This is a genomic window from Bacillus pinisoli, assembly GCF_023036475.1.
Classification (GTDB): Bacteria; Bacillota; Bacilli; order Bacillales; family SA4; genus Bacillus_BS; species Bacillus_BS pinisoli.
Map to the genome: position 1 here is coordinate 367,825 of NZ_JAJQKI010000003.1, position 16,095 is coordinate 383,919.

General features: G+C 39.3%; 14 protein-coding genes. 5 read left to right on the plus strand and 9 right to left on the minus strand.

Annotation, left to right across the window (positions count from 1 at the left end; translation table 11 throughout):
• Positions 1-6: 6 nt before the first annotated feature.
• Positions 7-1,413 carry a dipeptidase PepV gene (gene pepV, locus LT143_RS06415; RefSeq protein WP_246941356.1) on the minus strand — a complete coding sequence of 469 codons (1,407 nt, stop codon included), beginning with the start codon at positions 1,411-1,413 and terminating at the stop codon, positions 7-9.
• A 6-nt stretch (positions 1,414-1,419) separates the two neighbouring features.
• Entirely contained in the window at positions 1,420-2,451 is a 1,032-nt protein-coding gene (locus tag LT143_RS06420) for a potassium channel family protein (protein ID WP_246941358.1), read from the minus strand.
• 403 nt (positions 2,452-2,854) lie between these two features.
• Between LT143_RS06420 and LT143_RS06425 the strand changes: the two genes are divergently transcribed.
• Entirely contained in the window at positions 2,855-3,076 is a 222-nt protein-coding gene (locus LT143_RS06425; protein WP_246941360.1) for a DeoR family transcriptional regulator, read from the plus strand.
• Between the two features lie 124 nt (positions 3,077-3,200).
• Here the strand turns inward: LT143_RS06425 and LT143_RS06430 are convergent, their stop codons facing one another.
• Complete coding sequence (locus LT143_RS06430; RefSeq protein ID WP_246941362.1) at positions 3,201-3,920, minus strand: pseudouridine synthase; 720 nt, start codon at positions 3,918-3,920, stop codon at positions 3,201-3,203.
• A gap of 110 nt (positions 3,921-4,030) precedes the next feature.
• On the opposite strand from LT143_RS06430, the gene LT143_RS06435 reads away from it, so the two are divergent.
• Entirely contained in the window at positions 4,031-4,243 is a 213-nt protein-coding gene (locus tag LT143_RS06435; protein ID WP_246941364.1) for a hypothetical protein, read from the plus strand.
• Between the two features lie 28 nt (positions 4,244-4,271).
• Here LT143_RS06435 and LT143_RS06440 read toward each other — a convergent pair whose 3' ends face one another.
• Positions 4,272-5,906 carry a putative polysaccharide biosynthesis protein gene (locus LT143_RS06440; RefSeq protein WP_246941368.1) on the minus strand — a complete coding sequence of 545 codons (1,635 nt, stop codon included), beginning with the start codon at positions 5,904-5,906 and terminating at the stop codon, positions 4,272-4,274.
• A gap of 69 nt (positions 5,907-5,975) precedes the next feature.
• Positions 5,976-6,359, minus strand: coding sequence for a hypothetical protein (locus LT143_RS06445; protein WP_246941371.1), 384 nt, complete (start codon positions 6,357-6,359; stop codon positions 5,976-5,978).
• Between the two features lie 181 nt (positions 6,360-6,540).
• Here LT143_RS06445 and LT143_RS06450 point away from each other — a divergent pair, with 181 nt between their 5' ends.
• From LT143_RS06450 to hutH, 3 genes are all read left to right on the plus strand, one after another.
• Complete coding sequence (locus LT143_RS06450) at positions 6,541-7,818, plus strand: BaiN/RdsA family NAD(P)/FAD-dependent oxidoreductase (RefSeq protein WP_246941373.1); 1,278 nt, start codon at positions 6,541-6,543, stop codon at positions 7,816-7,818.
• A 490-nt stretch (positions 7,819-8,308) separates the two neighbouring features.
• Positions 8,309-8,746: a hut operon transcriptional regulator HutP gene (hutP, locus tag LT143_RS06455; RefSeq protein WP_246941375.1), complete on the plus strand. Its 438-nt coding sequence runs from the start codon at positions 8,309-8,311 to the stop codon at positions 8,744-8,746.
• A gap of 245 nt (positions 8,747-8,991) precedes the next feature.
• Positions 8,992-10,515: a histidine ammonia-lyase gene (hutH, locus tag LT143_RS06460; RefSeq protein WP_246941377.1), complete on the plus strand. Its 1,524-nt coding sequence runs from the start codon at positions 8,992-8,994 to the stop codon at positions 10,513-10,515.
• Between the two features lie 104 nt (positions 10,516-10,619).
• On the opposite strand, the gene LT143_RS06465 is transcribed toward hutH, so the two are convergent.
• From LT143_RS06465 to hutU, 4 genes are all read right to left on the minus strand, one after another.
• The gene (locus LT143_RS06465) at positions 10,620-11,957 is read right to left on the minus strand and encodes a YjiH family protein (RefSeq protein WP_246941379.1); all 1,338 of its coding nucleotides are present in this window, start codon (positions 11,955-11,957) and stop codon (positions 10,620-10,622) included.
• Between the two features lie 95 nt (positions 11,958-12,052).
• Positions 12,053-13,036, minus strand: coding sequence for an agmatinase family protein (locus tag LT143_RS06470; protein ID WP_246941381.1), 984 nt, complete (start codon positions 13,034-13,036; stop codon positions 12,053-12,055).
• Positions 13,009-14,310: an imidazolonepropionase gene (gene hutI, locus LT143_RS06475; RefSeq protein WP_246941383.1), complete on the minus strand. Its 1,302-nt coding sequence runs from the start codon at positions 14,308-14,310 to the stop codon at positions 13,009-13,011. The genes LT143_RS06470 and hutI overlap by 28 nt, the downstream gene beginning before the upstream one ends.
• 81 nt (positions 14,311-14,391) lie before the next feature.
• Entirely contained in the window at positions 14,392-16,062 is a 1,671-nt protein-coding gene (gene hutU, locus LT143_RS06480) for a urocanate hydratase (RefSeq protein WP_246941385.1), read from the minus strand.
• Positions 16,063-16,095 lie beyond the last annotated feature (33 nt).

Genomic DNA, 16,095 nt, shown 5'->3' on the forward strand with positions numbered 1-16,095 from the left:
CTAAACCTATTTCTTTATCAATTCATAAATCGCCTGAGCATACAAGGCAGTTGCTTTCACAAGATCTTCAATTTCCATATATTCATCCTTCTGATGAGCAATATCAGGGCGACCTGGGAATAACGGTCCGAACGCTACACCAACCTCAAGTGAACGAGCATAGGTACCGCCCCCAATAGATAATAGAGTCGCTTCTTCTCCTGTCTGCTCTGTATAAACACGCTGCAAGGTCTTTACCAACTCATGCTCTTTATCCACATGGTGAGGCTTTGAGTCAGAAAAGCTAGCAAGCGAAAAACCATACGGTGCTACTTTTTCCTTAATAGTTGAAATGGTTGTATCGCTATTTTGAGTAACCGGATAGCGAATATTTAATCCAAAGCTGCCACCTTTGCTTTCATCATACGATATGATCCCAACGTTAATCGTTAAATCTCCAGAAATGTCATCAGAGCTAGTAATGCCGAGTTTATTACCTCTTGAATCCTCATTAAAGTAGGTTGAGCCTGCTTCAATAAACTGATTTGCCTGATGATTGAACGAGAATGCAGACAGAAACTGAAGGAGCTTTGTCCCTGCATTCACTCCGTTTCTTGGCTCCATACCATGAGCGGATACTCCATTAAGCTTTAGCTCCACCACATTGTCTGTAAGATTATAACTTCCATTCAACTGTTGCTCACCTAGAAATGATTCGTAGCTTTCAATGATGCTTGAAGAATCACCTACTACTCTCGCTATAGCTAAATCTGGTACCATATTTAATCTTCTTCCTGAAGAAAAAGAAAGTAAGTGATTAGGAGCTTCTCCTCTAGAATCAGACTCTTGCGTTAAGGTACAATCTAAAATCCCTTTTTCAGCATAGATGATAGGAAAATCTGCATCAGGTGCAAAACCTAACCCTGGCATTTCTTCATGCTTAAAATAGTGGTCAACACAGCCCCAACTGCTTTCCTCATCTGTCCCAATAATAATCCTAAGTCTTTTTTGAACATCTACTCCTAGTTCTTTAACAATCTTAAGAGCATAATACGCCGCCATCGTTGGGCCTTTATCATCTAGAGCACCTCTGGCAAAAACCTTCCCATCTCTTATTTCTGCCGAGAATGGTGGACTAGTCCATCCATCACCTGGAGGGACCACATCAATATGACATAAAATGCCGACAAGGTCTTTTCCTTCGCCAAACTCTATATGTCCGGCGTAGCCATCGACATTTTTTACAATGAATCCTTCCTTCTCTCCCTTATGTAAGAGAAATTGCAGAGCATCATTAATTCCTTTACCAAAAGGAGCACCTTCACCTTTTGTCTCTTCATCTAAAATACTCTCAATTTGTAAGAAGGCTTGTGTATCCTTAATTAAATCTTCTTTTCTCTTTTCTACCTCTTCTAACCAATTAATATGCTTCATGTGTAATCACTCCTTGACAGCTGAAAACTTATTTTGGATATTTTTGTATGTATGAACGTCACATATGATATAGAGGATTGAATCTTCCTTAATGGATTCATCGAGTCTTCTATTAATATCTAGTTTGTCCTTATCGGCAATTAATGTAGCCCCTTCTAATAATAATGCATGAAAAGCATCCTTGTACGTTTTCCAATGGGGACTTGGTTTGAGTTGAAAGAGGTCATCACCATATCTGCGACTGATCAATTGCGAATAGATACCCGTTATTCCTTTTGAAATGGCAGCGCGAACAGCAAGTCCAGACACCGTTTCGTGTGATAATAGAAAATCATCAATATGAATATGCTTGAAATTTTTAATGTGATTCTCATTTAAAATCTCTACAATTGTATGAACCTGTTTCCCTAATCTCTCAATAGAAGTAGCAATTAATAAAGATTTTCCATCAGCTAATTCGTCGTTTTGAATCTTATCGTCTGCAAAGATTAACACGGCTTTTGCTTGAGTAATATTTGCGTTGACTAAGGTTTCATCAGTTGTAGCCTGACCTTTTATGTAGTGAACACGATCCTTTACTAATGGGGTCTTGTCTAGTTGATCAATAATGACAACATCTGTATCTAATGTTGACTCCAAGATTTCCTGAATAGCAAAATTTGCTTTTGAAGACCATCCTATTATGACAAGATGTCCTTCTCCCTTGTAAATCATTCTGCCTTCCTCCCTTTTCCTTTTAAACTCAGAAAAGAAATCCACAACTTTCCCAATCATAACACCAATTAACCCGATGCCAAATATATAAAGGAAAATCGCAAATATTCTACCTCCAACCGTGACAGGATAATAATCACCATATCCTACCGTAGTAACGGTCGTCATGACCCACCATAAAGCTATAAACGGTGTAGGAAATGTATCAGGCTCAAGATAATGAATCACCAACGTGCTACCTAAAATAAGAGTAAAACTAGACCAAAATAATACCCAATTATTCAATCTTAATGTCATCAAAAGGATTCTTCTGAGTATGACCATAAGTACCTCCTGAAATTTTACATAGTATCAGCATACCAAAAAACAATAATAGAATGTTATGTAAAAAGTAAATTTATAGAAATATAAAAACCGAGCAATCTCCTTGCTCGGTTAAACTTAATAAACTTTTAACACTAGTTTAATCTCTAACAAAAGCACTCATGCGAAAATAAACATAGTTACATTTCATTTTTCCCTTTTCTCAGTAATTAACGAAATAATAAGAAAAATTCAAAAAAAGCAGGAGGAAAAACAGCGAATTTTGTAGAATTGGTCATATACAGTTTATGTAAAGACATATATTACTAAAAAATGAAAAGGAGAGTTGTCTATAGTAATTCTAATTGAAGTAATTCAAAACTTTGTTGTTGAGGAACACAAATAAACAATAGGGAGTGGTTTTTTGAAGGCTTCAACTTCTCGGATGCTAAATCGAATTAAATCAGTGTATATGTACATTAGTGAACGTGGCACAGTGACAACAGACCAACTCGCAGATGAGTTTGGAATGACACAGCGTACTGTCCAGCGGGATTTAAACGTTCTGGTATATAACGATTTGGTAGAAAGCCCAAGCCGCGGACGATGGACAACAACCGAAAAGAAAGTGAAGTTAACTTCGTAAAACACCTCAGATTCTTTCAAAAAAGGATTACATAGTGATAACAGAATTTTTCACGTTATATATAGTAAAAGTAGGAAGAAGGACAAAAAGTCCTTCTTTTGTATGTGAACGATACTAAGCGCCCTTACTTGCCTGTTGCCTCTCTTAGAAGTTCAATCTCTTCATCTGTTAACTCTCGATATTCACCTAGTTCTAATGTTTCATCTAGTGGTAATGGGCCCATCTGTATCCGCTTGAGATACATTACCCTCTTTCCAACTGCTTCAAACATTCTTTTTACTTGATGAAATTTTCCTTCTGTAATGGTTAATTCAATTTTAGAAGTTGGTCCAGCCTCTAACACCTTTAATACGCCTGGTTTTGTTTCATAGCCATCATCCAAAGTAACACCATGTTTAAATGCTTCTATATCTTCTTCACCAACTACGTCATTAATAAGAGCAAAATAGGTCTTCGGTACATGTTTTTTGGGAGACAGTAGTTGATGAGCAAGCTGTCCATCATTCGTAATGAGTAGTAACCCTTCTGTATCTTTATCTAATCTTCCGACTGGAAATGGCTCAAAGATCAAATCTTCATGTTCAAGTAAATCAATAACCGTTTGGTCATGATTATCCTCTGTAGCTGAAATAACTCCCTGTGGCTTGTTCATCATTAAATAAATAAATTCCTTATATTCTACTGTTTCACCGTTTACTGTTACTTGTTGTTGTTCAGGATTCACATGAGTTTTTGCATCCTTTATAATGGCATCATTTACTCGGACGAGTCCTGTCTTTAATAATTGTTTTACTTCTTTTCTCGTACCAAACCCCATGTTGGCTAGTAATTTATCAATACGCATGTACATTCACCTAACTAATTTTATATTTTTGGGCGTTAACCCTTTCCACATTTGACCTGCTCTCATACACTATATTGTATTTCGTATTCTAAATCAAAGGAGCTAACAAAATGTATCCGAGACAACAACAAGAAGGTTACTATTTCCCATTCCCTGGATTCCCTGGATTCCCTGGTTACCCTGGAGGCGGCGGTAACGTGGACCAACGTTTAGATCGATTAGAAAGACAAATCCAAAGGATCAATAACCGTATTGATCGACTTGATCGTCGTGTTGATCGAATCGAGCGTCGATTAGGCTACGGTGATGGTTACAACTACTAATCACCTAGACAAAAAAAGTGAATGGACATTAACCATTCACTTTTTGTCTTTTTAGCATTCTAAATCTATTGCCTAGTAGCTTTCCAGCTAAATTGGAACGATAACTTAAATATAAATAGATTCCAGCACCAGCACTAATTCCAATAACAGATAAGACTACTGTCGCCCATTTCCCGTCTGTATAATCAATAAAAGAAGAAAAAATCAACATCACGATTGTAATACCAATTACCATCATAAGTGCAAAAATAATCATAAGTACCGATCTCTTCATCGTTAACCTAAATGAAAATTGAGCATGACGTTTAATCATCGCTAAACTATAAATGACTGAACCTAAATATCCGATACCTGTCGCAAGAATGGAACCAATTCCTCCAAATAGCATGATAAGCGGTACATTTAATGAGAACTTTAAAATTAACCCAAACGCCAAGCTAATCACAGCGAGTTTTTGCTTTTGAATTCCTTGTAGCATCGCCGCAGTGATTGTGAAAAAAGCGAATAATACAGCAACTGGTGCGTACCAAGCTAAAAGCATACTTCCATGTTCATCTACATTATAAAATAACGCATAGAGCTCATCACTTAAAACTGCTAATCCAACCACAGCTGGAAGCGTCAAGAAAAACACAATCTGTATAGACTGATTGATTTGAGTATGTAGAAGTTTTCGGTCACCATCTGTGAATGCTTTTGTGATAGCTGGCACAAGGGTAAGCCCGAATGCTGTAGCTAATGAAACAGGAATCATAATAAGCTTCGGGACATTAAATTGTATAACGGAATATACATACTCTGAGAATTTCTTCGTATTACCTATCTCCATCATCGTTTTGTTGAATTGTAAGAAATCAGCTAACTGATACAGTGGGATCGCTAAACCGACAAACACAAACGGTCCTGCATATGTAATTAATTCTTTAACCATTGCTTTCGTAGAGATATCCGAAACAGCAACAGATTGATTGGTTAACTCATTAAACTCTGCTTTTCTTTTCTTCCAGAACCAACCTAATACAAGTAATCCGCCTAACGCCCCTATAAAGGCAGCAAATGTTGCATAACCGATAGCCGTTGTTAACTCTCCGTTTAGCACCTTAAGTATGAAATAAACAGAGCCTAGTAAGAACAGTATCCGGAACAATTGCTCCACTACTTGTGATATAGCTGTAGGTTCCATCGACTGATGCCCTTGAAAAAAACCTCTAATGACACTCATAACGGGGACCACCAATAAGGCAAAGCTAACCATTCGAATGACATAAACAACATCCTCAATACGATTAACCCCTGTATCAGTCGTATCCTGTTCACCGAGTACCATTGGAGCTATAACTGGCGCCATAATAAATAGAACAATAAAAGATACGACTCCCATCGCTAACATTAAAAGCATTCCCAGTTTAAATAACCTTCTGCTCGTATGATAGTCGCCAAGCGCATTATATCGTGATACAAATTTTGAAACGGCCATTGGAACACCAACAGTCGATAGACTTAGAAAAATAGTGTACGGAAGATAGCCATATGAATATAGGGCTGTTCCTTGAGAACCTACTAAAGCAACAAATGGAAAAACATAAATCATTCCAAGTACTCTAGAAATATAGGTTCCTAATGTTAAAATAAATGTCCCTCTTAATAAATTTGAGCCTGACATAAAAACCCCCAACGTTAACAAACAATGGCATTATTTTACCATACTATCCATAAAAAGTATCTTTTCTACTTACCAGCCCGCTACAGGCTGCCTATTTAACTGGATTGAGGGTAGTAATAAATACGGCGTGTGCTCCGTCATCTCACTAAACTCTGCTCCAGTGATCGCAATTGCAAAACTGTCATAGGCTTCCTTCTCCATCAGAAGCTTTCCCGCGTGTGTAAACTGAAAGATGATGGCATGCTCTTCCTCTTCAATACGAAAACAAAAAATATAGGCATTTAGATTTCGATCAAAAAGCCAAGCATAATCAAATACAGTGATAACCTGATGAGCTATATTTTTAAGCTCAGGTATCGACAGCAGTAATATAGATTGATTGTTTTCTTCTGTCCAACCAGCATCATGAGGATAGTGGCCCTCATTCACAGTAGGAATGTAATTCACGTTCATCACTCTCCCCTCCTAATAATAGATGAAAACCCAATATAGAGCCAAGTTTTTCTTTTTACGGGAAAAATGCTATTCTTTTTCTAGCTAGGCTTTTTTAGCCTTGTTGCATTTTTATCTAGAGTTCAGTAGATTTGAAGCTCAAAACAAGTTATCTAGAGAGTGATGATATCGGAGGATTACAATGAAATATGATGTAATAGTTATTGGTGGAGGACCTTCTGGCCTAATGGCAGCAATTGCCGCTGCTGAAACTGGCTCGAAGGTACTTCTGATTGATAAAGGAGATAAATTAGGAAGAAAGCTAGCCATCTCTGGTGGCGGTAGATGTAACGTAACCAACCGACTACCCGTTGATGAGATTATCAAACATATTCCTGGAAATGGACGCTTTCTATATAGCGCATTTTCCATCTTTAATAATGAAGACATTATCCGCTTTTTTGAAGGGTTGGGTATTCAACTTAAAGAGGAAGATCACGGCAGAATGTTCCCCGTTACTGATAAAGCGCAATCCGTCGTGGATGCATTGTTATCGCAGCTTCAAAAATTACATGTGACCGTTTGGACGAATTCACCGGTTCATACTATTGATTATAAGGATGGTCAAACACATTCTGTTACGTTAAAAGACGGACAAGTCATTGAATGTCAGAACGTAATCCTAGCGGTCGGAGGAAAATCAGTTCCCCACACTGGATCCACAGGTGATGGCTATGCCTGGGCTGAAAAAGCTGGACATACGATTACCAGTCTTTATCCGACTGAAGTCCCCTTAACTTCAAGCGAGCCCTTTATTAAGAATAAAACCTTACAAGGATTATCACTGAGAGATGTGGCACTTAGTGTCATAAGTCCAAAAGGAAAAACATTAATTACACATAAAATGGATATGATTTTTACTCATTTTGGCATTTCGGGACCTGCCGTATTACGCTGCAGTCAATACGTTGTTAAAGCACAGGAGAAATTCAACACGAAGAAAATTGAAATGAGAATTGATGCATTACCTGATCAAAAGGAAGAGGCTCTTTTTCAGGAGATGTTGAAGGCATTAAAAGAAGAACCAAATAAATCCGTTAAAAATGTATTAAAAGGATTTATACCTGAACGATATTTACTATTTTTACTTGAACATAATGAGATTGATGAACAATTAAACTATCATCATATACCTCATGAGAAACTGAAAGCTTTTGTTGCAAGCTGTAAGCAATTTTCTTTTTATGTGGACGGAACCCTTTCTATTGAGAAGGCTTTTGTGACTGGTGGAGGCGTTTCGGTTAAGGAGATTAATCCAAAGGAAATGTCTTCTAAGCTAGTAGAAGGACTCTATTTCTGCGGAGAGATTTTAGATATTCATGGGTATACGGGTGGGTATAACATAACGGCTGCTTTCGTAACCGGACGCATTGCTGGGATGACAGCTGGGAAGAATGCGATGTTGGAAAAGCAATATTAACTGAATAAGGATAAGGAAAAAGTATGGTAAGTTGCCATAACTTTTTATCAGAATAAAATCTAAAAAGCAGAGCCATTCGTAAATGAATTCGCCCTGCTTTTTATTTATGGCTCTTTTCTAAAATTTTGTTGCTTTTAGTACAATTATTCTGGGTGTACAACCAGTTTCAGTAGCAAAACGAGGTTGGATTAGAAAAGAGCAACTCTCTTTATGTATAGTAATAACTAGATACTAAGGTAAAAATCCGGCTTTTGGGATTTTTACGCAAAGCAACATTCTATACGAAAACAGCCTTATTTATTGTCCCTGTTGAACTTTAAGATTGATTTGCTTAAACCTTAATTATAATAGTTCAGCTTTACCCCTTTAGCATATCACTATGCTAATATACTAAAATTTTCCAAATGCATTGACATGATCATCACGCTTAGAATAGAATTTAAGATAGTTATTAGTCAAGAGGGAAAATTCAGAAAAAAGAGGTTTCACTATGAGCCAGAAAGTAGCCATTGGTAAAATGGCCATATTGCTTGCTACCTTGTCAGAAGAGGAATTAGACATATTCACTTCTTCCTTAAAGCACGTAAAATACTGCCAAGGGAAAGTCGGATCAATGAATATGCAGAAAGTTATATCTGCAGTAGAAACGGCTGCTAAACGAAATGGACTCATTCATGAGAGCTATTACCGAGAAACGCACGCTTTATACCATGCGATTATTGAAGCGATTGAGGGCGTGACAAGAGGACGAACAGCGATTGGTGAAATGAGCAGAACAGTTGGTTTACGCTTTGCGATTGTAAGAGGGAACCCTTTCTCTGATGAAGGAGAAGGAGAATGGATCGCAATTGCTTTTTACGGGACCATTGGTGCACCTGTAAAAGGATTAGAACACGAAACGATTGGGTTAGGAATTAATCATATATAACGAAACATTGCCTATAGTCCACTAGTCAGTAGGAGGCGATGATGGTATCTCTATGCCATTATCGTCTCCTTTTTATTTTGGCAATAGGTTCTTATATATGAAGGCTCTTTTCTAGAATCTTATTACTTTCTAACCTTTGACCAGTGTACTACCGAGGAAAAATCCGGCTTTTGGCATTTTTATGAAAGCAACAATCTATACGCAAAGAGCCTATATGAAAAACATTTTATATCGGAGGGATCAGTATGGTGGACTTAACAGGAAATTCGTTGACATTAGAGAGTATTAAAAAAATATGCTACGAAGAAGAACATGTAACAATAAGCAAGGAAAGTATGAGAAAAGTGGAAGAAAGCAGAGCAGCAGTTGATAAAATTGTTGCTGATAAACGGACAATTTACGGAATCAACACTGGGTTTGGTAAGTTTAGTGATGTGATGATTGATGAATGTGATGTAGATGCTTTACAAGTTAATTTAATTCGCTCACACGCATGTGGAGTCGGTGATCCGTTTCCTGAAGTTGTTTCACGAGCAATGATTCTATTAAGACTTAATGCTCTGCTTAAAGGATTTTCGGGTATCAGGCCTGTCATTGCAGAACGTCTAGTCACTCTATTAAACTCTAAGATTCATCCGGTAATTCCACAGCAAGGGTCACTTGGCGCATCAGGAGACTTAGCCCCTCTCTCTCACCTAGCTCTAGTCATAATGGGTGAAGGAAAGGTTCATTACAAGGGCACCATCGCAAAAACCGAGGATGTATACAATGAGGTAGGATTAACACCTATCAAGCTAAAGGCAAAAGAAGGGCTTGCCTTGATAAACGGGACTCAAGCCATGACCGCGATGGGTGTCGTGAACTGGATTGAGGCTAGTGACCTTGCTTATCAATCGGAGTGGATTTCAGCACTTACACTAGAGGGCTTAGAAGGTATTATTGATGCATTTCACCCAGCGATTCACGAGGCACGTGGATACGTGCAGCAAACAGCAGTTGCTGAACGGATACGGAATCTCTTGAATGGCAGCAAACTCATCACACGACAAGGTGAGAAGCGTGTACAGGATGCCTATTCCCTTCGTTGTATTCCACAAGTACATGGTGCCTCATGGCAAGTACTTGATTATGTAAAGGAGAAGCTTGAGATTGAAGTTAACGCAGCGACTGATAATCCATTAATCTTTGATGGTGGGGAAACGGTCATTTCCGGTGGGAATTTCCACGGCCAACCTATTGCGGTTGCAATGGATTTCTTGAAGATTGGTGTAGCTGAGTTGGCAAGTATTTCAGAACGCAGGATTGAGAGACTTGTAAACCCACAGCTAAATGATTTACCACCATTTTTAAGTGCCCAGCCGGGATTACAATCAGGTGCCATGATTATGCAATATTGTGCCGCTTCTCTTGTATCTGAAAACAAAACCCTTGCCCATCCAGCTAGCGTAGATTCAATCCCGTCCTCTGCTAATCAGGAAGATCATGTAAGCATGGGCACAATTGCTTCACGTCATGCATATATGATTATTCAGAATGTACGTCGCGTTTTGGCAATCGAGTGTATATGTGCCCTTCAAGCTGTGCAATACCGCGGGGTTGAGAAAATGTCACCTAAAACAAGAGAGTTTTACGATGAGGTAAGAAAGGTGGTTCCTTCTATTACGGAAGATCGTGTATTTTCTGATGATATCGAGAGATTAGCGGAATGGTTTAAAAAAAATAAGGGGCAGTGGACAACTGTATTGAAGAATGAGGTTGTTTATCAATAATTAGGTCCCCCTTTACTAGAAAAAAACTCTTCTCCTTTTACAGGAAAAGAGTTTTTCTATTTACTAGTAGACTTTGTCTATTGTCCATTATTCCACATCAGAGCTTATAAGAATAAAAACGCTATAGGTGTTACAAAAATTAGCGTTAATATCGTTCTCTCTAGCCAGATCAGTAGCAGCTGAGGGATTTTTAAAGGAATTTCTGTTGATAAGATACAAGGAATTGTAGCTGAGAAAAACAAAATGGATGAAACCGATACAACACCGATAATAAACTTTGTTACAAGAGGTGCATCCACAACCAGTAGTGCTGGTAGGAACATTTCTGCAATTTCAATAGCAGAAGCCTTTGCCGCGAGTAAAGGTTCTGGTATCTGTAGTGCCAAAGTGAACGGATAGAAGATATACCCTAACCAATCAAATACCGGGGTAAATTCTGCAAGGACCAGACCTATTAAACCTACGGATAGGATGGAAGGAAGAATACTCATCGTCATGACGAAACCGTCTTTCAAGTTGGTCCATATATTTTTACCAAGACTCATAGATTTACCCGCTGCTTCGAGTGCATGATTCCAAGCACTTTGGAGGTACTTTCCTTTAATAATTACTTCCGGGTCTCCCTTTTCAGTGTAATAGTCATTACTCATTTTATTTAAAGGATAAATACGTACTGTCACCGCAGTAACTAGAAAGGTTACGAACAGTGCAACCCAGAAATATAAATTCCAAATTTCCATTAGCCCGAGCGTTTTCGCTATGACGATCATGAACGTTGCGGAAACGGTTGAAAAACCAGTTGCGATAATGGCTGCTTCTTTAACAGTGTACTTCCCTTCTTTAAACACTCGGTTTGTAATTAATAGTCCAATTGAGTAGCTACCCACAAAGGACGCGACCGCATCTATCGCTGAACGTCCCGGAGTTTTCCAAATCGGACGCATAATAGGTTGCACGAGAATACCTATAAATTCCAGAAGTCCATAACCTACTAATAAGGCAAGGAAAACGGAGCCAATCGGAACGACGAGTCCTACTGGAATCACAAGCTTTTCGAACAGGAACGGTCCCATGCTTGGTTCTAGCAACCATGCAGGCCCTGCTTTAAAGACAATTAATAGAGCAACCACTACACCCAATACTTTTAAGAAAGAAAATACGATTGTCACTTTGTCTTTATTCCAAGATTTTGTAAAAAATGGATAGATGGCTCCAAGTAATATAACAATCAGTGCATAATACGGTAATAAAGAAGAAGCGCTCCCCCTTATCCATGTCACGATATGATCGAGTGTTATGGAAGAAACCTCACCAATTGTTACAGGAATAAAGAATACAAAGACCCCAACCATACTAAATAAAAGAAACTTTAATATGTTTGTAGAATTGTTAACTCTAAGATTGGGTTTCTTAATTGCTCCACTAGTTTCGCGTTCTAACATATACATTCCCCCTATCATTTTATGAAATCGCTTACAAAATGTTTTTCATAGACAGTTCAATTTCTGAACTGTCTACCAGTTGTAATGAAAATTTGTTATGTTCTTTGTTTAAATCCTGTCAGAAACGATAGCATCGTATGCACAGCCGTTTTAATGGTTATGTCACTTTGGTCCTTATATGAATCAATACAGACCATATCCATAGCTTTAACCTTTGGGTGCTTTCCTGCTAGATAAACAGCATCGAACAGTTCGTCACGGAACATTCCTCCAGGTGTTGCAACCGGAACTCCCGGTCCAAAACTGATATCGAGTACGTCCATATCAACGGTTAAATAGATAGTATCCACTTTTTGGCTAAGTGCGTCCAATGCCTCGCTTATTGTGGTCTCGATGCCTTTTTTTCTTGCCTGTCTCATCGTAACGTAATGTAATCCTACGTTGTCAGCGTAATCCTTAAGAGATTTTGCGTTAAAAAAGCCATGAAGCCCAATATTGTAAACATCTTCTCCTCTAATAATCTTTGACTCTATTAGATTTCGTATGGGTGTACCGTTACTAGGACCGTTGTCCGTTAAGTCCCTCAGGTCAAAGTGTGTGTCTAGTTGGAGAATACCTATTCTTTCTCCTTTGTGGACTTGGCTCCATCCTTTTATGAGCATGGCCGTTATGGAGTGGTCTCCTCCCATTACAACCGGCAAAACGTTTGGATGATAGGTCCTCATGCTCACCATTGCCTCACGAATATTTTCATGGCACCTTTTTATATCTGTCACATGCTGCCTTACATCACCAAGGTCTACTACCTTCATATCAGTAAGATCTTCGTCATAGTCTAAATTGTACGTAGTAAAGGATTTCCAAGTCCTTCTCATTGCATCAGGTGTTTCACTGGCTGCTGACGCGGATATAGAAGAACGTGATAACGGTACGCCTAAAATAACCACATCAGCATTTTTTAAGTCTGTTAATTCTCTAGCTCCTTGTATCCATTCATGTACTTTTAATTCACTGCCAGCTTCAGGTCTCCTCCATGAGAAGGAGGGGGGGACTAGTTGTGGATATGGGTATTGTGCCAAACCAGCTTCCCTCCGTCCACAACGACCTTACCAGACTTGATCACAGTACTAACATGGTTTACTCCGTATTTATATTGAAGCACCATGTAATTCGGAACATCAAAAATCGTAATATCTGCTTTCTTCCCTTTTTCAATACTTCCAACTTCTTTGCCTCGGTTGATGGCATGTGCGGCGTTAATCGTTGCTGCCGTCAAAACCTCCGCAGGACTCATCCCCATTTTGACGCACCCTAAGTTCATAATAAATGGCAAGGAAACGGTTGGTGAAGATCCGGGATTACAATCAGTAGAAAGAGCTACCGGTACACCAGCATCAATCATTTTTCTCCCATTAGCTGATTCAGCCATTAAGAAAAAGGCGGTGCCCGGTAGTAATACAGCAATTACTCCCTTTTCAGCCATCAATGAAATTCCTTTGTCGGATGCTCGCAACAAATGATCAGCGGAAATAGCTCCGATTTCCGCAGCTAGCTCTGCTCCTTCGTAAGGCTCTATTTCATCGGCATGAATTTTTGGAAAGAGTCCGTGCTTTAAGCCCGCTTCCAAAACGCGCTTTGACTGCTCCGGTGTAAACACACCACGTTCGCAGAAGACATCATTAAATTCAGCTAGCTTTCTACGGGCGATTTCAGGAATCATTTCATCGACAACGATATCAACAAACTTATCTGGTTCCTCTTTATACTGCAGTGGCACAGCATGGGCTCCCATAAACGTATGAACAATATCAATTGGATGCTTTTCTCCCAACTCATTTGCCACTTCTAGTTGCTTCATTTCATGTTCAAGCGTCAATCCATACCCACTCTTTGCTTCTACTGTTGTAACACCGTGTAATAAGAAGTTTTCAAGCCTTTCAAAGCTTTCCTTAAAAAGTTGTTCATGTGTTGCTGCTTGCGTGGCCCTCGTAGAAGCATGAATTCCTCCTCCACTGTTCATAATCTCCATATACGATGCGCCTTGTAGTCTCATATCAAACTCGTTTTCTCTTGTACCACTATGCACCAAATGCGTATGTGGATCTACTAGACCTGGTGTGACGAGCTTGCCTGTTGCATGAATGATTTCTGCTTCATGCAGACGTCCTTTGTACGCTTGGATGACCTCCTCATCAGTTCCCACCATGGAAATGAGTCCATCCTCAAGCCAAACACTACCGTTTTCAATAATGTTGAGATTCCCCATCTGCTTTCCTGTAAGGGGCTGATCCGAACTTCCTCTTAAAGTAACTAGTTGGCTAGCGTTTCGTATTAAAATCGGGGTTTGTTTCATTGATACACTTCCTTTCCTTTCTTAGCATGAATCAATAAACACTAGAAAAAAATTTTTATAGTGTCCCAGAAACAACAATTATTACTCCTTCATCATCGGAACTTGAATACCATGCTTTTTCGCCGATTCTCTTGCCAAGTCATAGCCTGCATCGACATGACGAACAACACCCATTCCAGGATCAGTTGTTAGCACACGCTCTAATCGTTTCTCCGCTTCTTTCGTTCCGTCCGCGACAATTACCATACCTGCATGTAAAGAATACCCCATGCCTACACCACCACCGTGGTGGACAGAGACCCAGCTCGCCCCACCGACACTATTAATCAAGGCATTTAAAATTGGCCAGTCTGATACAGCATCACTTCCGTCCTTCATCGCCTCTGTTTCACGGTTTGGTGAAGCAACTGATCCAGAATCCAAATGGTCTCTACCGATCACAATAGGTGCTTTCAATTCCCCGCTCGCAACCATGTCATTAATGATTTTTCCAAAGCGGGCACGTTCTCCATATCCTAACCAGCAAATACGAGCAGGTAATCCTTGAAACTGAATTCGTTCACGCGCCATCTTAATCCAGTTACATAGATGGGTATTATAGCTAAACTCTCTTAAAATGACTTCATCTGTTTTATAAATATCTTCAGGATCACCTGATAAAGCTACCCAGCGAAATGGACCTTTCCCCTCACAGAACTGTGGGCGGATAAAGGCAGGAACAAAGCCAGGAAAGTTAAATGCATTTTCGACACCTTCATCCTTTGCCACTTGACGAATGTTATTTCCGTAATCAAAGGTAATGGCACCAAGTTCTTGCATTTTTAACATTGCTCTAACATGCTCAGCAATGCTTGCCTTTGATTTAGCCTCATACGCCTTTGGATCTCTTTGTCTAAGTTCAGCTGCTTCATCCAGTGTAAACCCGACTGGAATATATCCGTTTAACGGATCATGAGAGGATGTTTGATCTGTTAGTACATCCGGAATAAATCCTTTTGCAATCATATTGTTTAGCACTTCCGGGGCATTGCCTAGTAAACCAATTGAAATACCTTTCCCGTCTCTTTTCGCTTCTAGAGCCAACCTAATTGCTTCATCAAGATTATCTGTTTTGATATCAAGGTATTTTGTATCAAGGCGTCTTTGAATTCTTGTCTCATCGATTTCGATGTTAATACTCACACCATTGTTTAGAGAAACCGCAAGTGGTTGAGCACCACCCATCCCACCAAGTCCGGCTGTAACTGTAATCGTTCCTTTTAAAGATCCGTTAAAATGCTGCCTCGCACATTCTGCAAATGTTTCATACGTCCCCTGTACAATACCTTGTGTTCCAATATAGATCCAACTTCCGGCTGTCATTTGCCCGTACATCATTAAGCCTTTCTTATCCAGCTCATGAAAATGCTCCCAATTTGCCCAGGCAGGCACAAGATTCGAGTTTGCAATGAGAACCTTAGGTGCATCTGTATGGCTTTTAAACACTGCAACTGGTTTCCCAGATTGAATAAGAAGTGTTTCATCATTTTCTAGTTTTTTTAATGTCTCGACAATGGCGTCAAAACACTCCCAGTTCCGAGCCGCCTTTCCTATTCCACCGTAGACAACAAGATCTTCAGGCCGTTCAGCTACTTCCGTGTCTAAGTTGTTGAACAGCATGCGAAGTGCTGCTTCTTGGATCCAGCCCTTTGTGTGGAGCTCCGTTCCAGTATAATTTTGAATGACTCTTTTATTTGATTGATTAGTTGTCATCATGTCACCTGCTTTTCCATATTTTTCTTATGT

What these genes read in the sequence shown, in the direction of transcription:
- LT143_RS06440 (WP_246941368.1), bottom strand. Translation starts at nt 5,906, where the DNA reads ATGTCAGGCTCAAATTTATTAAGAGGGACATTTATTTTAACATTAGGA.
- LT143_RS06465 (WP_246941379.1), bottom strand. Translation starts at nt 11,957, where the DNA reads ATGTTAGAACGCGAAACTAGTGGAGCAATTAAGAAACCCAATCTTAGA.
- hutP (WP_246941375.1), top strand. Translation starts at nt 8,309, where the DNA reads ATGAGCCAGAAAGTAGCCATTGGTAAAATGGCCATATTGCTTGCTACC.
- pepV (WP_246941356.1), bottom strand. Translation starts at nt 1,413, where the DNA reads ATGAAGCATATTAATTGGTTAGAAGAGGTAGAAAAGAGAAAAGAAGAT.
- LT143_RS06435 (WP_246941364.1), top strand. Translation starts at nt 4,031, where the DNA reads ATGTATCCGAGACAACAACAAGAAGGTTACTATTTCCCATTCCCTGGA.
- LT143_RS06420 (WP_246941358.1), bottom strand. Translation starts at nt 2,451, where the DNA reads ATGGTCATACTCAGAAGAATCCTTTTGATGACATTAAGATTGAATAAT.
- hutH (WP_246941377.1), top strand. Translation starts at nt 8,992, where the DNA reads ATGGTGGACTTAACAGGAAATTCGTTGACATTAGAGAGTATTAAAAAA.
- LT143_RS06445 (WP_246941371.1), bottom strand. Translation starts at nt 6,359, where the DNA reads ATGAACGTGAATTACATTCCTACTGTGAATGAGGGCCACTATCCTCAT.
- LT143_RS06450 (WP_246941373.1), top strand. Translation starts at nt 6,541, where the DNA reads ATGAAATATGATGTAATAGTTATTGGTGGAGGACCTTCTGGCCTAATG.
- hutU (WP_246941385.1), bottom strand. Translation starts at nt 16,062, where the DNA reads ATGACAACTAATCAATCAAATAAAAGAGTCATTCAAAATTATACTGGA.
- hutI (WP_246941383.1), bottom strand. Translation starts at nt 14,310, where the DNA reads ATGAAACAAACCCCGATTTTAATACGAAACGCTAGCCAACTAGTTACT.
- LT143_RS06430 (WP_246941362.1), bottom strand. Translation starts at nt 3,920, where the DNA reads ATGCGTATTGATAAATTACTAGCCAACATGGGGTTTGGTACGAGAAAA.